This is a genomic window from Propionivibrio soli (genome assembly GCF_025770765.1).
Classification (GTDB): domain Bacteria; phylum Pseudomonadota; class Gammaproteobacteria; order Burkholderiales; family Rhodocyclaceae; genus Propionivibrio; species Propionivibrio soli.
Map to the genome: position 1 here is coordinate 259,584 of NZ_JANZKY010000001.1, position 20,566 is coordinate 280,149.

A 20,566-nucleotide genomic window follows, 5' to 3' on the forward strand; every position below is an offset into this window, starting at 1 on the left:
ACCTCACTTGCCCGCTGCCGTGGGCGCCGGAGCTGACGCCGGATTGTTCCCCGCTGCACCCGCCGCATCGGCAACGCGGACGAGATCGCCGTCGGCGAGGAAGCCAACGCCGGTGGCGACGATCGACACGCCGACGTCGAGCCCGCTCAGTATGGCGGCGCGATCGCCGCGCCGTTGCGCGATCTCGATCTTGGTCTCGATCACTCGGTTGTCGGGACCGATGCGGAACACGTAGCTGAAACCGTCGCGCAGCAGCACGGCTGTCTGCGGTACGGTAAGCACCTTGCCGCGGCCAATTTCAATTTCACCGCTCGCGAACATCCCGGCGCTGGCGCCGCTCTTCGTATCCAAGTCTACATAGACGATGCCCTTGCGCGTTTGCGGATCGAGCGTCGGCGCCACCATGCGCACGCGGCCCGACACGTCCTTGCCGCCGATCGCAACGCTGGCGGTCATACCGGCTTTGACGCGCAGCAGGTCGGCCGAAGGCAGCTCGGCGCGCCATTCAAGCCGATCCTTGCGCACGAGCCGGAACAATTCCTGGCCGGATTGCACGACGGCACCCAGCGTCGCAAAACGCGCCGAGATCGTGCCGTCGTCGGGCGACAGGATGCGTGTCTGCGCGAGGCGAATCTCATCGGCCTTCAGTCGCGCCTTGAGGACTTCGACACGCGCCCGCGCCGTCGTCTCGGCCGTGAGGTATTGCGCGACCTGCTGGGCGCTCAGCGCACCGCTCGCTTCGATCTGCCGGGCGCGATCCGCATTGGCCCGCGCCTCGGCGAGGGACGCTTCCGCCTCCGCCATGCTGGCGCGCGTCTGGTCGCGCTCGGCGGCCGTCGTTTCGCTTTGCAAACGGGCGAGCTCCTGACCCTTCTTGACACGGTCACCGACGTTCACCGGCACGTCGACGAGGCGCAGCCCGCCGATCTCGGCGCCCACGCTCGCTTCATGCCAGGCGGCGATGCTGCCGCTCGCGGCGAGCTTCTGCGGCCAATCGGCCGCCGTCGGTTTCACCGTGGTCACCGTCAGCGCCGCCCGTGCCGGGGTCGACGGCTTTTCCTCGGCGCCGCCGAGGAAGGGGACGGTCAGAGCCGCGAGACCGCCGATTATGGCCAGCACGGGAAGGACGGTGGATCGTGAGATTCGCAACACGCTCATTTTTTCGTTCTCTTCGTCATTTGCGGTGTTCAGTTCGCTTTCGTCGCTTTCGTCGGTTCTGTCTCGGCGGACCACCCACCGCCCGCGGCGCGGTAGAGGCCGATCCAGGCGGCGATGTTCTCGGCGCGCACGCCAACGTGTTGACTGCGCGCCGCGATCGCCAGCCGGCGGGTATCTTCCAAATCGAGCTGCGAGCCGAGACCGACCCGCCAGCGCTCCTCAGCAGCCTTGAATACTTCGTCGTAACGGTCGGCGGCGCTGCGCGCTTCGGCCTCGCGCTCCGCCGCATCCGCGAGCCGGACGAAGGATTGTTCAACCTCACGCACCGCCCGGCGCACCGCGGCGCGGTAACCGGCCAGCGCCTCGTCGTAGCGCGCGCGGGCCGCGTCCGCATTCGCCGCCCGCCGCCCCGCGTCGAAGATGGGCAGCGAAAGCGTGGGGCCAAACGACCAGACACGCCCGCTCGCCTCGACGCCATCAACCGTCTGATGCTGGCGCCCAATGGAACCGAGCAGGCTGAGCCGCGGATAACGGTCCGCCTCGGCCACGCCGATATCGGCGCTCGCTGCCGCCAGCGCTCGCTCGGCGGCCGCCACGTCAGGGCGCGCGCTGACGATACGCACAGGCAGTTCATCGACAGCCAGGGAGGCCGGCTGCGGCAGGCGGCCTTCGCGCACGGCAAGCTTCTGCCTCAATTCGGGCTCCGCCAAGCCGGTCAAGGCCACGAGGGATTTGACGGACAGGCCGCACTCCACCTGCAGCGCCAGCATGCGCGTCGCTCCTTCGGAGGCGCTCGCCTGCGCCAGTGAGCCGTCGGACGGTGCCGCGAAACCTGCGCCGACTTTCTGCCGCGTCAGCTGTGCCGAAGCCCGGCGCGATGCAACGTCGTTCACCGCGTCCGCGAAGCGGGCCTCGCAACTGCGCAGATTGACGTATTCGAGCGCGACTTCCGACGCGAGCGAGATGCGCGCGTCGTGCCAGGCCGCCTGACTGCCTTCGAAACGCGCCTGCGCCGCCTCACTGCCACGCCGGTTGCCGCCGAAGAGATCGATTTCCCAGGCGGCGTCGAGCGAACCGCGCGTGATCGTCTGCTCGAAAGTCACGGGATGGTTGCCGCTCTTGGTACGGCTCGCGTTGCCATCGACGCTCGGGAACAACGCCGAGCGGGCCGCCGTCACGCCGGCACGGCTCTGCTCGATACGCGCCAATGCCTGTGCCAGCGTGGGGCTGTCGTGCTCGGCCGCTTCGATCAATTCGGCGATCGTCGGATCGTCGAATTGTTTCCACCAGTCGACGAGATCCGCCGGTTTGCCGTCGTGCGGCACGGGCGCTTGCCAGCGCGTCGGTGCCGAGGCGTCGGGGCGTACATAGTCCGGGCCGACCGCGCATCCGCAGAGGAGCAAGGCCACGCCGACGCCAGCCGTCCGGCCAACGATTTGCATGAGTTTCATGGCGCGGGTAGGTGTTGCGAAAAATACGTAACTCTACCTCATGCGCTTGGGGTAAAGATACTGATTGGAGTTGGAAGTCAATAGGAAGTGAATACGCCGCCGTTCCGATAACGGCGGCGCGACTTTTGACGCTCAGAAGGCATAGGAAACGCCGACGTTGACGACGAGCTCCGCCGCATCGTCCTTGAACCGCTTACGTTCGACGGCGAGGTCCTGGCGAAGCATCGCGTTCGTGGCCGAACCGCTCGCTTCGAGCTTGCTGCTCGACTTGCCGAGGTATTTGACGCCTAGGTCGGAGGTAAAGCGCCATCCGGAGGAAGACGTCCCGGATTCCCAACCGATGCCGAGATAGGGGGCGATCGAACGATATTTCGTCTCGCCTTCGAGTTGTCCGACTTGTGCCGAAGAATAGCTATGTCCGTTGAACGTGTAGGCGTTAGCTCCCCCGTCGTATTCCGTTTTGTGCCGGGCAACAAAAGTGCCGCCGCTGACACGGAAGCCGCTGCCGCTGATCGGATAGAAATCAGCGAGCACGCCGATACCCGGCCCGCTTTTGAATTTGGCATCGTATTTGTTGCCGTGGATCTTCTCGTCGTCGAGGTCGGCTTTGATTCCGGAGTTGAGCATCACCCGCCCACCCCAACGGTCGTTGAAGCGTTTTCCGTAACCGATGCTGGCACCGGTACCCAAGGTCGCGAAGAACGTGTCGTCCGAGGCATTGGCCGTGGTTTGCGCCTGCGCCTTATGCGTCGGCAGCAGCGCACCGAGCACCGTTCCGATCATTAGGGCGGTCGAGATTCCTTTCACGCTTGTCATGTTGTTGTCCTATCGGGTTAAAGGAGGGCGCAGTATAGGAAGGCCAAGCTTTGGCGAAGCTTAAGGATGTTTGCGGGATAATTGCGGCATGCATCTTTTGATCATCGAAGACGATCTGGACCTGGGGATGGCGCTGCAACGCGCGCTGAAGGTCGAAGGCATGACCAGCGAGTGGTATCGCCGCTGCGCGGACGCGCCACATGCGCCGGACTCCTCCGACTATGACTGCGCGCTTCTCGACCTCACCCTGCCCGACGGATCGGGCATGGACTTGCTGCGTCGCTGGCGCGGCGCCGGCGTGGATTTGCCGATGATCGTCATCACCGCACGTACCGCACTGGAGGACCGTGTCGAAGGCCTCGACGGCGGTGCAGACGACTTCATCATGAAGCCCTTCGCGATGCAGGAACTCGTATCGCGCGTCCGTGCCGTGGTCCGGCGTGCCGCACGGCAGTCCTCCGAGGTCTGGGAATTCGGCCCCTTGCGCATCGAACCGCGGCGGCACCGGGCGAGCATCGCCGGCCAGCCGCTCGACCTGTCGTTACGCGAGTTCCAATTGCTCGTCGAATTGGCGCGCGAGCATGGCAACGTGCTGCCGAAGAGCGTACTGGCGCAACGTCTCAATCCGCTTGGCGACCCGCTCGACGCCGGCGCGGTGGAAGTCCATGTTTCGAACTTGCGGCGCAAGATCGGCGCGCGCCGCATCTGTACCGTACGCGGCGTAGGCTACATGCTGAGTTCATGAGGTCCCTGCTTTTCTCACCCAGCCTGACCCGGCGCGTCTTTTTCGCCCTCGTCGTCGCCTTCTTTATTGCCGGCGCCGTCCTGACCGGCAAAGCCGTCCATCAGTTCTATGCGGACATGCAGAACACCAGCGGAGACTGGTCACGCGCCGGACGAACCCTGATATCGATCCTGCAAGAGGTCGAAGAAGAGGCGCAGGCGGTTTCGATCGTGCGCGCGATGGAAGCGCAGTTCAACGCGTCGCTCCGCGACTCGCATCTCAGCAACGAGGGACATCCCGGAGGCGTGTTTTTCCAACTGGCGGACGCCAACGACCGGCTGCTCTATGCTTCGCATCTGCCTGGCATCCTTGCCCCCGGGACAGCGGGCCAGGTCATCGACTACCGCGTCGGCGGAAGCGAATACCGTGTGCACGCCTTCGCCAACGAGCGTTGGCATCTGCGCCTCGGCATCCCGTCGATTCCGGAGCATGTGCTCATTGCCGTGATCGTGCACGACCTCGTCCCGGAACTGCTCATCTCCTTCCCTTTCGTTCTGTTACCCCTCTGGATCGCGATCCGTACCGGTTTGCGGCCGCTCAGCGAGCTCAGCGAGCGCCTGGCTAAACGCAGCGACGATGACCTGTCGCCGCTCAATCTCGGCATGAAATACGTGGAACTGGAACGCGTGACGGGGGCCATCGAAAGCTTGCTCGCCCGGTTGCGCGGGCGGCTGGAGCGGGAACGCGCTTTCATTCACGATGCAGCACATGAGATGAGAACGCCAATCGCCGTCATCGGAACGCAAGGGCATGTGCTGGCCAACGCCGCGGATCCGGCGAGCCGTGCGCTGGCGGCGCAGTCGTTGCGCGAGGCGATCGAGCGCGCCTCGCACCTCTCGGAACAACTGCTCTCGCTTGCTTCACTCGATCAACAGCGAGCGCTCGAAAAGACGCCGGTGGACGTCGCGGCCTTTTTGCAAAGTCTGCTCGCCCAAATGGCGCCGATGGCGCTCAAGCGCAATATCGATCTCTCGCTCGACGCGCCGGAGAGCGCCGTGATACCGATGAACCGGGTGTCGTTGCACTCGATCGTCCAGAATCTGGTCGATAACGCACTGCGTTACGTCCACACAGGCGGCCGGGTGGCCGTGTCACTTTCCCTGACGCCGGAGCATGCCGTGCTGCGCGTGGCGGACGACGGTCCGGGCGTGCCAGTCGAGGACCGGCCCCAGATCTTCGAACGCTTCTATCGGGGGCGCAACCACGACGCGGCCGGCACGGGCATCGGCCTCGCTATCGTGGCCAAGGCCGTGCAGGGTCTGGGCGGAACCATCAGCGTTGCCGACGGCATCGATGGCCGCGGCGTGGCGTTCGTCGCGACATTCCGGCTGGGTCAATAACCCGGCGAAACACCCGCGCCTATCAGTTCGCCGCGCCGATCCATCGCCTGTTCACCCCCGCTCAGTTTCAAGAGCTCGCAAGTCCTCGACGATACTCTCCGGCGTAGCGTCGTCCTTCACGTACAGGCGAATGCGTCCGGCGGAGTCGAATACGTAGGAACCGGACGAGTGATCGATCGTATAGTTCATCCCGCCCCCCGCGTCATGACGGGCGTAATAGACCTTGAATGCCTTGGCCGCTTCTGCCGTCGCCGCCGCGTCGGCTGACAGGCCGACGAAGCGCTGATCAAACCACGGCACGTACGCCGCCAGTTTCTCGGTCGTATCGCGCTCCGGGTCAAGCGTGACGAAAATGACTTGCAGTCGCTCGGCGTCCGGCCCCAGCTCCTTCATGACCTGCGCCGCCCGCGACAGCGCGGTCGGACAAACATCCGGACACGCGGTGTAACCAAAGAAGATCATCACGTTCTTGCCGCGGAAGTCGGCGAGGCTGCGCTCATGGCCGTAATGATCGCGGAATCCGGCGAGCGAATTGCCGACCGGCGATCCGCTGATATCGGTATTGAGAAACGGCACACGTTTCGCCGTCGACGCTGTCGTCGGCGAAGTGACAGGTTCGCGTTCAACACATCCGGCAAGGAGTGTGAGAACGACCAGAATCAGCGCACGCCACATGCATAACCTTAATGCCGGAAGGGCCTTTGTGCCTGGGTTTCGCGACGACCGCCACAAAACTCCGTGTCATCTTCCGACGATGAACTTTTGTCATGGAAAGGGTCAGAGGCTTACCCGCAACGCAAACATCCGTACGTGCAGGAGGGATTTACTTGGCACAGAATCTTCGCTCCAACCGGCAAGTTTCCGTTTGTCTGCCCTGCCGCGCCGTTGGTTCCCGGCCGGCATCGGCGCCCGCCCTGCTCTTCCTTTCGTTGCTTACTTCGGCGCTCCCCGCCCGCGCAGACTACGCCGTCAATTTGCAGACCCCAGCCACGGGCCTCGCCAACCAGGTCTATGACCTGCACACCCTGATCGTTTGGATCTGCTTTGTGATCTTCATCATCGTCCTCGTACCGATGGGTGTGGCGCTTGTCCGGCATCGCAAGTCCGCAGGGCACGAGCCCGCCAAGTTTCACCACAACACGCTGGTGGAATGGATCTGGACCATCATCCCGGTGCTCATTCTCGTCAGCATGGCCTGGCCCGCCACACAACTCGTGGTGCAAATGAAGGACACGAGCAAGGAAGATCTGACGATCAAGATCACCGGCCGCCAATGGAAGTGGGAGTACGAATATCTCGGCGACGGCATACGCTTCATCAGCAATTCGGCGACAAGCAACGAGCAAATCGCCGGCAAGCAGCAAAAGAACGAGCATTATCTTCTGGAGGTCGACAAGCCTCTCGTCGTACCTACGGGACGCAAGGTCCGCATCGTGCTCACCGCGGCCGACGTGATCCACACCTGGTGGGTCCCGGCGCTCGGCGTCAAACAAGATGCCATTCCAGGTTTCATTCGGGATGCTTGGTTCAAGGTCGAACAGCCGGGAACCTACCGCGGTCAGTGTGCCGAACTGTGCGGCGTAGGCCACGCCTATATGCCCGTTGTGGTCGAAGCCGTTCCTCCGCAGCAATTCGCGACTTGGATGCAAGACCAGAAGACGCAACTGGCGGCCGCCGAAGAGGCGTCCGGCAAGACCTACTCGCTCGACGAACTGAAAGCCAGGGGCGAGAAGGTTTATGCCGCCAACTGCGCCGCCTGTCATCAGCCAACCGGCATGGGCATTTCCGGCGCCTTCCCCGCCCTCTCGGGTTCAAAAATTGCCACCGGCGACAAGGCGGGTCACATGGACATCGTGCTCCACGGAAAACCGGGGACTGCCATGGCGGCGTTCGGTCCGCAGCTCTCGAATCTCGATCTCGCGGCGGTAATTACCTACGAACGCAATAGCTGGAACAACAAGGTTGGCGACGCCGTTCAACCGTCCGAAATCGCCGCGCGCAAGAAGTAACGAGGAGGCCCGATCCATGTACACCGCTACCGCCACGGACACGCACGGACACGATCACGAACACGCGCCTACCGGCATCATGCGCTGGATCGCGAGCACGAACCACAAGGACATCGGCACGCTTTATCTGTGGTTCAGCCTGTTCATGTTCTTCTTCGCCGGCACGCTGGCGATGATGATAAGGGCCGAGCTGTTCCAGCCGGGACTGCAACTCTTTCAGCCAGGGTTCTTCAATCAGCTGACCACGATGCACGGCCTGATCATGATCTTCGGCGCGATCATGCCGGCGCTGGTCGGCTTCGCCAACTGGCAGATCCCGCTCATGATCGGGGCTTCCGACATGGCCTTCCCACGTATGAACAACTGGAGTTTCTGGTTGTTGCCGGCCGCGGGGCTCCTGCTCATTTCCACGTTCTTCGTTCCCGGCGGATCGATCGGCGGCGGGTGGACGATGTATCCGCCGCTATTCATTCAGGGCGGAATCGGTTACGACATGGCGATCCTCTCGGTGCACCTCATGGGTATCTCGTCGATCATGGGGGCCATCAACATCATCACCACGGTGCTCAACATGCGCGCACCCGGCATGACGTTGATGAAGATGCCGCTCTTCGTGTGGACCTGGTTCATCACGGCCTTCCTGCTCATCGCCGTCATGCCCGTGCTTGCCTGCGCGATCACCATGCTGCTCACGGATCGCAATTTCGGCACCCACTTCTTCGACGCGGCCGGCGGCGGCGACGCCGTGATGTACCAGCACCTCTTCTGGTTCTTCGGTCACCCGGAGGTGTACATCATGATCCTGCCGGCCTTCGGAATCATCTCGACGATCATCCCGACCTTCTCACGCAAGCCGTTGTTCGGCTATGTCTCGATGGTCTATGCGGTGGCCTCGATCGCCTTCCTCTCGTTCATCGTCTGGGCGCACCACATGTTCACGACCGGCATGCCGGTCGCCGGTCAGCTCTTCTTCATGTACACGACGATGCTCATCGCCGTGCCGACGGGCGTGAAGGTCTTCAATTGGATATCGACGCTGTGGCGCGGGGCGATCACCTTCGAGACGCCGATGTTGTTCGCGCTGGCGTTCGTCATCCTCTTCGCCATCGGCGGTTTCAGCGGCCTCGTTTTGGCCCTCGTCCCGGTAGACATTCAATTGCAGGATACCTATTACGTCGTTGCCCACTTCCACTATGTCCTGTTCTCGGGATCGGCGATGGCGATCATGGGCGGCGTCTACTACTGGCTGCCGAAATGGACCGGCCATATGTATGACGAGCGCCTGGGCAAGATCCACTTCTGGCTGACCGCGATCGCCTTCAACATCACGTTCTTCCCGATGCACTTCCTCGGGCTGGCCGGCATGCCCCGCCGTATTCCGGACTACGCGCTGCAGTTCGCCGATTTCAACATGATCGCCAGTATCGGCGGCTTCTTGCTCGGCGCCAGCCAGTTGCTGTTCCTTTATACGGTCGTCAAGTGCGTCCGCGGCGGAGCGCCCGCCCCAGCCCGGCCGTGGGACGGCGCCGATACATTGGAGTGGACGCTGCCTTCGCCGGCCCCATACCACTCGTTCGTCACGCCGCCGCTTGTGAAGTAGGTACCGGTATCCGGAGTCAAGCCATGCAATCACCCACGCAAACGCACCACACCGACGTTTACTACGTTCCCTCGTCGTCGATCTGGCCGATTGTCGGGTCGATCGCGCTGCTCACGCTCGCCGCCGGGTTCGTGCTCTACCTTGGCAAGGTAGCCGCCGGCCCCTATGTGATGGGGGCCGGCGTAGCGATCCTGGCGACCATGCTTTTCGGTTGGTTCAGCACCGTGATCAAGGAGAGCCTCGCCGGAAAGTATTCCGATCAGGTCGACACATCGTTCCGATGGGGGATGGCCTGGTTCATCTTTTCCGAGGTGGCGTTCTTCTCCGGGCTCTTCGGCGCCTTGTTCTACGTGAGGCTCATTACCCTGCCTTCGCTCGGGCACGCGGATTTGGTGTGGCCGAACTTCGAAGGCGTTTGGCCGAGCGCCGGTCCGGGGTTGAACAAGACGATCACGCCGGTAGGCGCCTGGGGCATCCCGGCGTTGAACACCCTGATCCTTCTGTCCTCCGGCGCCACCGTGACGTGGGCTCACTGGGGACTGCAGAAAGGGCGCCAGGCGCAACTCAAGCTGGGGCTGGCCTTGACCGTGCTGCTCGGGGCCCTCTTCCTCGGGCTGCAAATCCACGAATATGCGGAGGCCGCGTTCAGCATCCGCGACGGCATCTTCGGCGCGTTGTTCTACATGCTGACGGGATTCCACGGCTTTCACGTGCTGCTCGGCACCGTCATGCTGACGATCATCCTGCTGCGGGCGATGGCGGGGCATTTCACGCCCGACCGGCATTTTGCGTTTGAGGCCGTGGCTTGGTACTGGCATTTCGTAGACGTCGTCTGGCTGCTCCTTTTCGTTTTCGTCTATTGGATCTAGGCATGCGTACTTATTTCCCCGCTCTTCTTGCTCCGAAGGCCACTTCGTGAGCGCGCATCATCACTTCATGGCCGCGATCAGCCTTCTTTTCGCGACGGTGTTCGCCATCATGATCTACTCGACGATCGCGCACCGGCGCGCCAGCGGCGAAGGTCGCGGCACGCGGGGCGCCGTTCAATGGTTCTGGGCCGTCCTTCCGATGGCCATTCTGGCCGGTGTGGGCTATGCCCTGGCGGAACTACCGCCGACGTCGGCAGCGGCTTCAGCCGCCCGCTTTGAGGTGGCAAGCGTGGGAGACACAGTGATTCCGTCGCAAACAGCGACTGGAGAAGCAGCAAACCTGACGAGCGCCGCTCAATGACATCGACCGTTTCTCCCGAGGAGCAGGCGCGGCGCGCGGCGGCCAACCGGCGCGTCGGCTGGGCTCTCGCCGCGCTCGCGGCGATCATTTTCTTTGTTTTCTTTTTCAGCAAGATCTAGCGATGGCCGCCGCCCACCCCCTCGACCCGCTCGCACGCCGGCACCGCAAGCTGCTCCTGAAATTGCTGGCGGCCATCGTGCTCGCGTTTGGATTCGGGTTTGCGCTTGTCCCGCTGTATGACGCGTTTTGTGCACTCACCGGTCTGAATGGCAAAACCCGCGGACCGGAGTTCATTGCCGGGGGATTGAAGGAACGGGGGGACGGCGCGGCAGCGCGCGCTCCGTCACGCATCGATACGAGCCGCACCATCACGGTCGAGTTCGTCGGTACGGTCATGCCTGGGCTCCCTTGGGAAATGCAGCCGGTCAACGCGCGCATGGACCTGCATCCCGGCGAACTGCACCAAGCGAGTTACCGCGTGCATAACCTCTCCGACAAGACGATCGTCGGGCAAGCCATCCCGAGCGTCTCGCCGGGAGAGGCCGCGCTGCACTTCCAGAAACTCGATTGTTTCTGCTTCGCCCAACAGATGCTGGCGCCGGGCGAAACCAAGGAATTGCCGCTGACCTTCATTGTCCAGCCCGAGGTAGCGTCGGACGTGCGCACGATTACGCTGGCCTACTCGTTTTTCAACGTGGCTCCCAATGCCGCCGCAGCCGCTCGCTGATGCCACGGCAACGGCCCGGAAGCGTTAGACGCGGGGCGGCAGCAAGCCGAGCCAATAAGCAACGAGGAGCAGCACGAACAGCGTGACCGAGAGCGCAACGCGGACCGTCAGCGCTTTCACCGTCCGATGCCCTGCTCCGCGGTCGCGATAGAGGAAGAACAGCCCGGAGAACAGGCTGGCCAATACACCGAACAGCAGGAGAATGATCACGAGTTTCAACATGGTCCATCCTACAAGGTCGCGCATCGAAGGCGCTCGTGCTCAGAACACGCGGCCGGCGAAGAGTTCGGCACCGGTGCCGCTCTCGGGTGAGCAAACCGAGGCCACGCCTGGCCCGGGGTTTCATCTGCGCTTGTGGCCCACGCTCGCGGCGGCGGCGTTGATTCCGCTCTTTATCGCCGCCGGCCAGTGGCAATGGGGAAAAGCGGAGCTGAAAGCTGAGCGTCAGCGCGAACTGGATCTGCGCCAAGCTCAACCGGCCGTGACGGTCCCCGCCACGATCGCCGACCCGCTCAGTTTCGAATATCGGCACGCCGTGGCGCGCGGACACTATGAGTCGCAACACGAAATCCTGATCGACAATCAGGTTCAGCAGGGCCGGGCCGGTTATCACGTCGTCACGCCGCTGCGCCTGGAAGGTAGCGAGATGCGGGTACTGGTAAATCGGGGATGGGTTCCCGCTCTGCCCGAGCGGCGGGAGGTTCCGGCCACGCCGGCTCCGCAAGGCCTCGTCGAGGTCGATGGCACCGCCGTCATTCCGAGCCAACGCTTTTTCACCCTGCAGCAGACCGGCCCTCAAGACGGCCCCGAGCGCGTCTGGCAAAACCTCGATCTTGCACGCTACCGGTCGGCGGCGCGCTTCCCGATCCAGCCGTTTGTCATCGAGCTTTCTCCCGGCAGTTCCGCGGGGGGCTACGTTCGCGAATGGCGCCGCCCGGACGACCGGCGGCAGGTCAACGTGGGCTATGCCTTCCAGTGGTGGGGCTTTGCCGCCACGACGGTAGCCCTATGGCTATTCTTCAGCTTCCGCAGAAAATCATGACGACGGCTTCCATGGTTCCCCACTTCCCCGGCGCGTCACCCTCCGGCGGCGGAGAGCGCCCGACCGGCTCGATGCGAACGCTATGGCTGTTGTTGGCTATTTTCGTGCTGCCATTCGTTGGGGGCACGTCGCTTTACCTGTTCGATTGGCGCCCGCAACGTTTCGGCAACCACGGCGAACTCGTACAGCCGCTGCGGGTGCTGCCGTCCGAAGGGTTGCGGCGGGCCGACGGACAGCCGCTCGTGACGGCCGAACTACAAGGCGTGTGGTGGTTGGCGATGCCTGTTGGAAGCGCTTGCGAGAAGCAATGCGAAGGAGATCAGGAAGCGATGTACCGCCTGCACGTCGCGCTCAACAAGGAACAAACACAATTGCGGCGTGTCCTGATAACCGACGTACCCGCTGACGCGACGGCGCGCACGGTGGCCAGCCGAATACCCGACCTGACGTTGGCAACCTGGAGCGGCGCGGCCAACGCGGCAGCGTGGCGCGATGCTTTGCCGTTGCGGGACGGCGCGTTCTATCTCGTCGATCCGATCGGCAACGTCATGATGCGTTATGACGCGGGAACAGAGATGCGCGGCGTGCTCAAGGATATCGAGCGCTTGTTGAAGTATTCATGGATTCGGCACGAATAACGGCGACGTAAAGGAAACCGAGGAGGAAGCGCATGGTGCCCCGCCAAGGACGATCACACGATACGGCACACGCCCGGCCGGCGTCGCCGCTTTCATTGCCGATGTCGCTGCCGCTCGGGCAGCGCCTCGCCGATTTCTTCGCACTCTGTAAACCACGGGTAAATACGCTGATCGTGTTCACCGCGATGATCGGGATGTTCCTCGCTTCGCCAGGTATTCCTCCATTGGGTCGTTTTCTGGCAGCGTCGATTGGCATCGCACTTGTGGCGGGCGCGGCGGCAGCGATCAATTGCCTCGTGGAAAGCACGGTCGATGCGGTCATGGCACGTACCCGCTGGCGGGCGACGGCGCGCGGCTCCGTGCGTATTGCCGAAACGGCGGCTTTGTCGCTGTGCGTGGGCGGCGCCGGCCTCTGGTTGCTGCACACCACGGTCAATGCGCTCACCATGTGGCTGACACTGGCAACCTTCCTCGGTTATGCGGTGATATACACGCTCGTGTTGAAACCGGCGACACCGATGAACATTGTCATTGGCGGCGCATCGGGGGCCATGCCGCCGCTCCTCGGCTGGGCGGCAATGACCGGCAATGTCGGCCCCGAGGCGCTGGCGTTGTTCCTCATCATCTTCATCTGGACACCCCCGCATTTCTGGGCACTCGCCTGCTATCGGCGCGACGAATACGCGCAGGCCGGCCTGCCGATGCTGCCCGTGACTCACGGCATTCCTTTCACCTGCCTGCATAGCCTGCTCTACGTTGTCATGCTTACCGGCGCTTCGTTCCTCCCCGTAACGCTCGGCATGAGCGGTCGCCTCTACCTTGTGTCGGTCATTGCGCTGGACGTCGTGTTTCTTGGTTACGCCTTCGCGCTTTGGCGTAATTACAGCGACGCTTTGGCTCGGCGCACTTTCCGCTGGTCGATCGTATATCTCACCCTTCTGTTTGCTGCCTTGCTCGTCGATCATTTCCTGTGAAGCGGGCACCGATGCGTCTCTATCGATCCTTGATAATCATCGCCGCCGTCCTTGCCTTCGGCGTGATTACACTCGGTGCCTACGTGCGCCTCTCCGATGCCGGCCTCGGCTGTCCGGACTGGCCAGGATGTTATGGCCACTTGATCGGAGTCCCGGATGCGGCGCATGAACAGGCGGCGGCACTTGCGGCCTTTCCCGACCGGCCGGTCGAGGCGCCAAAGGCATGGAAGGAGATGGTGCACCGCTATTTCGCCGGTTCGCTCGGCGTCCTGATCGCCGCTATTTGCGCGCTCGGATGGCGTCATCGACGGCTGCTCGGACAACCGCCGACGGTGCCCAGCCTGCTCGTTGCGGTCGTCGTATTCCAGGCCTTGCTCGGGATGTGGACGGTAACGCTGCTTCTCAAGCCGGTGATCGTGACCGGTCATTTGCTCGGCGGGATGACGACCCTGGCCCTGCTTGTGTGGCTCTGCTTTGCCCCAGACCAGTCAACCAGCAACGGCGAAGGATTGCCGCCAAGAATACGGTGGGCCGTCCGACTCGCCTTGGTTACCGTGGTCGTTCAGATCGCTCTGGGCGGGTGGGTGAGCAGCAATTACGCCGCGCTCGCCTGCAGCGATTTCCCCACCTGTCAGGGACATTGGCTTCCCGAGATGAACTTCTTGCAAGCTTTCGAACTGCACCGACCACTTGGCGAAACGTCCGATGGCACCTTGCTTTCCAACGCGGCACTCACCGCAATCCACTGGTCGCACCGGGTCGGCGCCCTGGCCGTCACACTCATTGTGGGTTATCTCGCCCTCGCGCTTGCCCGGCACACGGCTTGGCGGCATTGGGCCGGCATTCTCGCCACAGCACTCGCCCTCCAGATCGTGCTCGGTATCGCTAACGTACTGTTGTCGTTGCCGCTCCCGCTCGCCGTGGCGCACAACGCCGGAGCCGCGGTTTTGCTCACCGCCGTGCTGGCGTTGAACATCCGGGTCTCGCGTACAGCCACCGCCGTCCCGTCACTCACTGAGACGCAAATACCACCGGCTAAGACCGTCGAGGTGACCTAGCCATACAACAAATGGAAATAGAGCCAAGCCGCTTGGCTTGGGGCGGCGGGACGGCTGTCAGTTAGTCGGAACGACCCAGCGCGGCTAGCAACTTCCCGTGTACGCCGCCGAAACCGCCATTGCTCATCACCAGAATGTGGTCTCCCGGCCGGGCTTCCGCCGAGATGGCCGTAACGAGCGCGTCTAAATCGTCGGCCACTGTCGCCTTGGCACCAAGGGGGGCCAGCGCTTCCGCCGCATTCCAGCCGAGGTTGGCGGAATAACAATAGACCCGGTCGGCTTCGGCGAGACTTCCCGGCAACTGCGCCTTCATCACGCCGAGCTTCATCGTATTCGAGCGCGGTTCGAGGACGGCAAGGATGCGCCCGCCTTGCTGACCCATCTTGCGCCGCAGGCCGCCCACCGTCGTGGCAATCGCGGTCGGATGATGGGCAAAATCATCGTAAACCCGGATATCGCGCACGGTTCCGCGTAATTCCAACCGACGTTTCACGTTCTGGAAACGGCCGAGCGACTCCAAACCTTTGTCGAACGGGACGCCCACATGCCGAGCCGCCAGGAGCGCGGCCAAGGCGTTCGCCCGGTTGTGTTCGCCGTTGAGTGACCAGGAAGCCTGTCCGATCAAGGTTTTCCCTTCGAACAAGGAAAGGGAGCCCTTGGCGTCGTCCCCTTCCATGCGCCAACCGCCGGGACCATTGAAGCGCTCGATCGGCGTCCAGCATCCGCGCCCGAGAACCCGGTCGAGGCTAGCCTCGGCAGCGTTCGAAATAACGAGCCCCGAACGGGGTAGCGTCCTTACCAAGTGGTGGAATTGGGTCTCGATCGCCGCAAGATCGGCGAAGATATCCGCATGATCGAACTCCAGATTGTTCAGCACCGCGGTGCGTGGGCGGTAATGGATGAACTTGGAACGCTTGTCGCAGAACGCCGTGTCGTACTCGTCCGCTTCGATGACGAAGAAGGGCGAGTCAGCCTGCGTACCGGCGAGACGCGCCGAAACGCCAAAGTTCAGGGGCACGCCGCCGATCAGGAACCCCGGACTCAGACCGTTGTCTTCGAGTATCCAGGCAAGCATCGACGAGGTGGTCGTCTTGCCGTGCGTTCCGGCCACCGCCAAAACCCAACGATCGCGCAACACGTTGTCGGCGAGCCACTGCGGACCCGAAACATAGGGCAGGCCGCGGTCCAGAATCTCTTCCAACAGCGGGTTGCCCCGCGAAATGGCGTTTCCGACAACGTAGCAATCGGGGTTGAGCGCCAGCTGGTCGGGATGGTACCCGTCGACGAGGTCAATGCCGGCCGCTTCGAGTTGCGTGCTCATCGGCGGATAAACGCCAGCGTCGCACCCGGTAACACGATGACCGCGGGCCCGGGCCAATTGAGCAATCCCGCCCATGAAGGTCCCGCAAATGCCCAGAATATGAATGTGCATCAAAGAATCCACGCTAAAATCAAGCCGCCACGGCGCGGCTTTTCGCCCGGCATTGTACCGTGCAGCGCCCTTCCCGCCGCTGTGAGCGACCGTCCGCCGTGCTTTGCCACTATTCCCGCTAGAGTATTTATCATGCCGACCCGCCCTGAACGCCAGAATCCCAATCTCCACACCCGGGCTCGAATCGCGGGTGCGGCCGCGCGCCTCATGGCTGAAGACGGTATATCGGATTACTCCGCGGCGAAGAGAAAGGCCGTGCGCTTGCTTGGATTGCCCGACAACACCCAGTTACCTGAAAACGCCGAAGTGGAAGCCGAGCTGAGAACCTACCAACGGCTTTTTCAGGATGGCGAGCATGAAGTACGGATTGCCCACCTGCGGCGCAAGGCCGGAGAGCTGATGGCTATCCTGGAGCGATTCAACCCCTACCTCACGGGTTCGGTGCTCGACGGCACAGCAGGCCGTTACGCGGAGATCGACATCCAGCTTTTCACGGACAGCGCGAAGGATGTGGAGATCTTTCTGCTCAACCAAGGCATCGCGTACGAACACGCAACCCCACGTACCGATCGAGCGGAGGCAGTGCTGGCAATCCATAGCGATGACGACGTAGCCAATCTGATCGTCTACCCTCGAGACGAAGAACGCGTGACGTTCAAGACTCGCGATGGCCGAGTGCGCAAGCGCGCGCGCCTGGATGCCGTCAACAAACTCATCAGTCATCCTTGAACCTCTTGAAGCGCGGCGGCCTTTATCTGCTTCTTGGCGTCGTCATCGCCGCGACTGCGACAGGGGCGTATGTCGGACGCCAGCTTCTCTCGCCCGGCAATCCGTCGTCGCGTATCTCTTCCACCGCCGTAAACGAGCTGTACTCGACCCCCTTTCCCGATGTCGCCGGCAAAACACAGCGCATTGCCGATTGGGAGGGAAAGACCGTCGTCGTCAATTTCTGGGCAACGTGGTGCCCGCCCTGCCGGGAAGAAATGCCGGCCTTTTCGCGGCTGCAGCTAAAGTACGCCAACGATGTGCAATTTGTCGGCATCTCCGTCGATTCAGCGGACAACGTGCGCTCTTTCACGACAAAAGTGTCGGTCGCCTATCCTCTGCTGGTCGTCGAGAGCCAGGGAGTAGAACTATCGAAAGCGCTCGGCAACGAGCGCATGGGGCTCCCCTACACGGTCGTTCTCGGCCCCAAACGCGAGGTTCTGCTTGCTCACACCGGACGTTTAGCCGAGAACGAACTGGATCGTATCCTTGAAAAAGCAGGCTCCAAGTAAGCCGTTATGGACAAAAGGCGCCTAAATGCGGCAAACTTTCGCGAACGGTTAGCAATTTCTTCGGTCTGAACAGCAGACCGCCCCGCCGCCCCAACCGAGAAGAACGACGGTCAAGCAACCAGGCGTGCAGCGCGCCTTCGTTCCGCACAGAAATTCCCGCGTAAGCCCTCCGACCCGGCCGGTGAGCCGCTATCGGAAAAGAAAAGGAGCCTTTCATGGATTTGAGAAAGCTGAAAAAACTGATCGACCTCGTCGAAGAGTCCGGGATCGCCGAGCTCGAGGTCACCGAAGGTGAGGAGAAGGTCCGCATCGTCAAACACGGCGTCGCTGCTCCGCAAACATTCGTTGCTGCTCCAGCTCCTCTGCCCGTACCAGCCCCGGCGACGGCGCCTGCGACAAGCCAGGCGGTTGGCGTTCCCGAGGCGGCGTCCGAGTTGCCTGCCGGTCAGGTGGTGAAATCGCCGATGGTCGGCACGTTCTACCGCTCGGCGAGCCCGGGATCGGACCCGTTCGTCGATGTCGGCAGTACAGTCAAAACGGGCGACACGCTGTGCATTGTGGAAGCCATGAAGCTCTTGAATGAAATCGAATCGGAGTTCTCCGGCACGATCAAGGCGATCCTCGTAGAGAATGGCCAGCCCGTCGAATACGGCGAACCTCTGTTCGTCATTGGCTGACGGACCTTTAGCCATGTTTGGAAAAGTCCTGATTGCCAATCGCGGCGAGATTGCGCTGCGCATCCAGCGCGCCTGCCGAGAACTCGACATAAAAACGGTCGTCGTGCATTCCGAAGCCGACCGCGACGCGAAATACGTAAAGCTGGCCGATGAGTCGGTCTGTATCGGCCCCCCGCCGTCAAACCAGAGTTATCTCAACGTTCCCGCGATCATCTCAGCGGCCGAAGTGACGGACGCCCAGGCTATCCACCCGGGGTACGGTTTTCTCTCGGAAAACGCGGACTTCGCCGAGCGGATCGAACGGTCAGGGTTCGTTTTCATCGGTCCGCGCCCGGAAACGATCCGGCTCATGGGAGACAAGGTGTCGGCTAAGGAGGCGATGAAGGCGGCCGGGGTACCCTGCGTCCCCGGATCGGACGGCGCACTCCCCGAAGACCCCAAGGAAATCCTGCGCATCGCGAAGGCCGTCGGCTATCCGGTGATCATCAAGGCCGCAGGCGGTGGCGGTGGCCGCGGCATGCGCGTCGTGCATACCGAGGCCGCATTGATCAATGCGGTGACGATGACGCGGTCCGAAGCGTTGAGCTTCTTCGGCAACGCTAACGTTTACATGGAGAAATACCTGGAAAACCCTCGCCACATCGAAATCCAAGTTCTCGCCGACAGCTTCCGCAATGCGGTCTATCTTGGCGAGCGCGATTGTTCGATGCAGCGACGGCACCAAAAGATCATCGAGGAAGCTCCGGCGCCCGGTATTCCACAACGCCATATCGCGCGCATCGGCGAACGCTGCGCGGAGGCCTGCCGCAAGATCAATTACCGTGGTGCCGGCACGTTCGAATTCCTGTATGAAAACGGGGAGTTCTACTTCATCGAGATGAACACGCGGATACAGGTCGAACATCCGGTGAGCGAGCTCATCAGCGGCGTCGATATCGTCCAGGAACAGATTCGCGTTGCCGCGGGAGAGAAGCTCCGCTTCCGGCAGCGCGACCTCACATTCCGTGGCCATGCGATCGAATGCCGGATTAACGCCGAAGATCCCTACACGTTCGTCCCTTTTCCTGGAAAGATCACGCTATATCACCCTCCCGGTGGGCCTGGAATCCGTGTCGATTCCCACGTTTACCAGGGCTATACCGTTCCTCCGCACTACGATTCGATGGTGGCCAAAGTCATCGCGCACGGCGACACGCGCGAGCAGGCGATCCGCCGCATGCGCATCGCGCTGTCCGAAATGAGCATCGAGGGCATCAAGACCAATATTCCCCTGCATCAAGAACTGATGCACGACGCCAGTTTCATCAAAGGCGGAACAAATATCCATTACCTGGAAAAAAGACTGGCCGCGAAAAGCGAAGTCAAGAAGGACCATTGAAACGTAAGCTCACCGGTCACATCGCGTGGCCGCGTGCGTTACGATAACGAACTTGACGTATTTGGCCCTGTTCAAGAAATCACCATGCCTTGGCTTTCCATCAGCATCGAAACCGATTGCCGCCACGCGGAGGCGCTCGCCGACGCGCTAATGGATGCCGGCGCATTGTCGGCCACGATTGAAGACGCAGACGCCGGAACGCCCGCCGAGACGCCTCAGTTCGGCGAACCGGGCTCGATCGCCACACCGGGTTGGGAAAGATCCCGCGTGGTGGCCTTGCTGGAACAGGACACCGACGCGGATGAATTTCTCGCCGTCTGCGCATCGCAGGCAGGATTGGACGCCATTCCGCCGTTCACGCGCAGCGAGGTGGCGGAGCAAAACTGGGTACAACTCACGCAATCCCAGTTCGAACCGATCCGCGTTTCGCATCGACTGTGGATCGTGCCTTCCTGGCACGAGGCCCCCGACCCTGAGGCGATCGTCCTCGTCCTGGATCCCGGCATGGCGTTTGGGACCGGGTCGCATCCCACGACGCGCCTCTGCCTGGAGTGGCTCGAACAGGAAACAACACCGGGCGCCTCACTCCTTGATTACGGCTGCGGTTCCGGTATTCTCGCCATCGCCGGCGCGAAGCTGGGGGCCGGTGAGGTACTCGGGGTGGATATCGACATGCAGGCCGTCGAAGCGGCCACCCGCAACGCCGAACGAAACAACGTCCAGGCTCGATTTGCCGACTCCACCAAAGAAATTCCGAAACAATACGACATCGTGGTCGCCAATATTCTCTCGAACCCATTGAAGGCATTGGCCCCGGCGATTTGCTCGCACGTACTTCCGGGGGGCCGGTTGGCGCTTTCGGGGATTCTCGCCGAGCAGACCGACGACTTGATCGAAGCGTACGCGCCGTATATCGCACTTGATGTTGCCGGTACGCGCGAGGGATGGGTTTGCCTCGCCGGACGTAAAGCCTGA

General features: G+C 62.4%; 23 protein-coding genes. 17 read left to right on the forward strand and 6 right to left on the reverse strand.

From position 1 onward, the window contains the following. Positions 1 to 3: 3 nt before the first annotated feature. The 3 genes from NZ453_RS01160 to NZ453_RS01170 form a co-directional block, all read right to left on the reverse strand. Positions 4 to 1,158, reverse strand: coding sequence for an efflux RND transporter periplasmic adaptor subunit (locus NZ453_RS01160; RefSeq protein ID WP_263768435.1), 1,155 nt, complete (start codon positions 1,156 to 1,158; stop codon positions 4 to 6). A gap of 29 nt (positions 1,159 to 1,187) precedes the next feature. Then, positions 1,188 to 2,609 carry an efflux transporter outer membrane subunit gene (locus tag NZ453_RS01165; RefSeq protein WP_263768436.1) on the reverse strand — a complete coding sequence of 474 codons (1,422 nt, stop codon included), beginning with the start codon at positions 2,607 to 2,609 and terminating at the stop codon, positions 1,188 to 1,190. Positions 2,610 to 2,741: 132 nt separating this feature from the next. Beyond that, positions 2,742 to 3,425 (reverse strand): hypothetical protein, encoded by a 684-nt coding sequence (locus NZ453_RS01170; RefSeq protein ID WP_263768437.1) that lies wholly within the window; start codon positions 3,423 to 3,425, stop codon positions 2,742 to 2,744. A gap of 88 nt (positions 3,426 to 3,513) precedes the next feature. On the opposite strand from NZ453_RS01170, the gene NZ453_RS01175 reads away from it, so the two are divergent. Next, complete coding sequence (locus NZ453_RS01175; RefSeq protein ID WP_263768438.1) at positions 3,514 to 4,170, forward strand: response regulator; 657 nt, start codon at positions 3,514 to 3,516, stop codon at positions 4,168 to 4,170. Then, positions 4,167 to 5,549, forward strand: a complete 1,383-nt coding sequence (locus NZ453_RS01180) for a sensor histidine kinase (RefSeq protein ID WP_263768439.1) — start codon at positions 4,167 to 4,169, stop codon at positions 5,547 to 5,549. Before NZ453_RS01175 ends, NZ453_RS01180 begins: the two co-directional genes overlap by 4 nt. Before the next feature lie 51 nt (positions 5,550 to 5,600). On the opposite strand, the gene NZ453_RS01185 is transcribed toward NZ453_RS01180, so the two are convergent. Continuing rightward, a complete protein-coding gene (locus NZ453_RS01185) occupies positions 5,601 to 6,224 on the reverse strand; it encodes an SCO family protein (protein WP_263768440.1) in 624 nt (207 codons plus the stop codon). Between the two features lie 152 nt (positions 6,225 to 6,376). On the opposite strand from NZ453_RS01185, the gene coxB reads away from it, so the two are divergent. From coxB to NZ453_RS01215, 6 genes are read left to right on the forward strand one after another with little or no spacing between them, the layout of a single operon-like run. Beyond that, positions 6,377 to 7,558 (forward strand): cytochrome c oxidase subunit II, encoded by a 1,182-nt coding sequence (coxB, locus tag NZ453_RS01190; protein WP_263768441.1) that lies wholly within the window; start codon positions 6,377 to 6,379, stop codon positions 7,556 to 7,558. 16 nt (positions 7,559 to 7,574) lie between these two features. Further along, the gene (gene ctaD, locus NZ453_RS01195; RefSeq protein ID WP_263768442.1) at positions 7,575 to 9,158 is read left to right on the forward strand and encodes a cytochrome c oxidase subunit I; all 1,584 of its coding nucleotides are present in this window, start codon (positions 7,575 to 7,577) and stop codon (positions 9,156 to 9,158) included. Positions 9,159 to 9,181: 23 nt separating this feature from the next. Then, a complete protein-coding gene (locus tag NZ453_RS01200) occupies positions 9,182 to 10,027 on the forward strand; it encodes a cytochrome c oxidase subunit 3 (protein WP_263768443.1) in 846 nt (281 codons plus the stop codon). A gap of 46 nt (positions 10,028 to 10,073) precedes the next feature. Next, positions 10,074 to 10,388, forward strand: a complete 315-nt coding sequence (locus NZ453_RS01205) for a cytochrome c oxidase subunit II (RefSeq protein WP_263768444.1) — start codon at positions 10,074 to 10,076, stop codon at positions 10,386 to 10,388. Next, a complete protein-coding gene (locus tag NZ453_RS01210; RefSeq protein ID WP_263768445.1) occupies positions 10,385 to 10,507 on the forward strand; it encodes a hypothetical protein in 123 nt (40 codons plus the stop codon). The genes NZ453_RS01205 and NZ453_RS01210 overlap by 4 nt, the downstream gene beginning before the upstream one ends. A gap of 2 nt (positions 10,508 to 10,509) precedes the next feature. Further along, entirely contained in the window at positions 10,510 to 11,115 is a 606-nt protein-coding gene (locus tag NZ453_RS01215; RefSeq protein WP_263768446.1) for a cytochrome c oxidase assembly protein, read from the forward strand. A 24-nt stretch (positions 11,116 to 11,139) separates the two neighbouring features. Here NZ453_RS01215 and NZ453_RS01220 read toward each other — a convergent pair whose 3' ends face one another. Continuing rightward, the gene (locus NZ453_RS01220) at positions 11,140 to 11,337 is read right to left on the reverse strand and encodes a twin transmembrane helix small protein (RefSeq protein WP_263768448.1); all 198 of its coding nucleotides are present in this window, start codon (positions 11,335 to 11,337) and stop codon (positions 11,140 to 11,142) included. On the opposite strand from NZ453_RS01220, the gene NZ453_RS01225 reads away from it, so the two are divergent. From NZ453_RS01225 to NZ453_RS01240, 4 genes are all read left to right on the forward strand, one after another. After that, complete coding sequence (locus NZ453_RS01225) at positions 11,336 to 12,157, forward strand: SURF1 family protein (protein ID WP_263768449.1); 822 nt, start codon at positions 11,336 to 11,338, stop codon at positions 12,155 to 12,157. The genes NZ453_RS01220 and NZ453_RS01225 overlap by 2 nt on opposite strands. Continuing rightward, on the forward strand, positions 12,154 to 12,795 hold the full coding sequence (locus NZ453_RS01230; protein ID WP_263768450.1) for a hypothetical protein: 642 nt from the start codon (positions 12,154 to 12,156) through the stop codon (positions 12,793 to 12,795). Before NZ453_RS01225 ends, NZ453_RS01230 begins: the two co-directional genes overlap by 4 nt. Positions 12,796 to 12,896: 101 nt before the next feature. After that, complete coding sequence (cyoE, locus tag NZ453_RS01235) at positions 12,897 to 13,769, forward strand: heme o synthase (RefSeq protein WP_263768635.1); 873 nt, start codon at positions 12,897 to 12,899, stop codon at positions 13,767 to 13,769. An 11-nt stretch (positions 13,770 to 13,780) separates the two neighbouring features. Then, positions 13,781 to 14,827 carry a COX15/CtaA family protein gene (locus NZ453_RS01240; RefSeq protein ID WP_263768451.1) on the forward strand — a complete coding sequence of 349 codons (1,047 nt, stop codon included), beginning with the start codon at positions 13,781 to 13,783 and terminating at the stop codon, positions 14,825 to 14,827. 61 nt (positions 14,828 to 14,888) lie between these two features. Here NZ453_RS01240 and mpl read toward each other — a convergent pair whose 3' ends face one another. Further along, positions 14,889 to 16,259, reverse strand: coding sequence for a UDP-N-acetylmuramate:L-alanyl-gamma-D-glutamyl-meso-diaminopimelate ligase (mpl, locus tag NZ453_RS01245; protein WP_263768452.1), 1,371 nt, complete (start codon positions 16,257 to 16,259; stop codon positions 14,889 to 14,891). Positions 16,260 to 16,391: 132 nt separating this feature from the next. Between mpl and NZ453_RS01250 the strand changes: the two genes are divergently transcribed. The 5 genes from NZ453_RS01250 to prmA all read left to right on the forward strand — a co-directional run bounded on the left by NZ453_RS01250 (position 16,392) and on the right by prmA (position 20,566). Continuing rightward, the gene (locus NZ453_RS01250; protein ID WP_263768453.1) at positions 16,392 to 16,988 is read left to right on the forward strand and encodes a hypothetical protein; all 597 of its coding nucleotides are present in this window, start codon (positions 16,392 to 16,394) and stop codon (positions 16,986 to 16,988) included. Beyond that, the gene (locus NZ453_RS01255; protein ID WP_263768454.1) at positions 16,985 to 17,536 is read left to right on the forward strand and encodes a TlpA family protein disulfide reductase; all 552 of its coding nucleotides are present in this window, start codon (positions 16,985 to 16,987) and stop codon (positions 17,534 to 17,536) included. The genes NZ453_RS01250 and NZ453_RS01255 overlap by 4 nt, the downstream gene beginning before the upstream one ends. A gap of 215 nt (positions 17,537 to 17,751) precedes the next feature. Next, the gene (gene accB / locus NZ453_RS01260; protein ID WP_263768455.1) at positions 17,752 to 18,213 is read left to right on the forward strand and encodes an acetyl-CoA carboxylase biotin carboxyl carrier protein; all 462 of its coding nucleotides are present in this window, start codon (positions 17,752 to 17,754) and stop codon (positions 18,211 to 18,213) included. Between the two features lie 13 nt (positions 18,214 to 18,226). Beyond that, the gene (gene accC, locus NZ453_RS01265; RefSeq protein WP_263768456.1) at positions 18,227 to 19,591 is read left to right on the forward strand and encodes an acetyl-CoA carboxylase biotin carboxylase subunit; all 1,365 of its coding nucleotides are present in this window, start codon (positions 18,227 to 18,229) and stop codon (positions 19,589 to 19,591) included. Between the two features lie 84 nt (positions 19,592 to 19,675). Then, the gene (gene prmA, locus NZ453_RS01270; RefSeq protein ID WP_263768457.1) at positions 19,676 to 20,566 is read left to right on the forward strand and encodes a 50S ribosomal protein L11 methyltransferase; all 891 of its coding nucleotides are present in this window, start codon (positions 19,676 to 19,678) and stop codon (positions 20,564 to 20,566) included.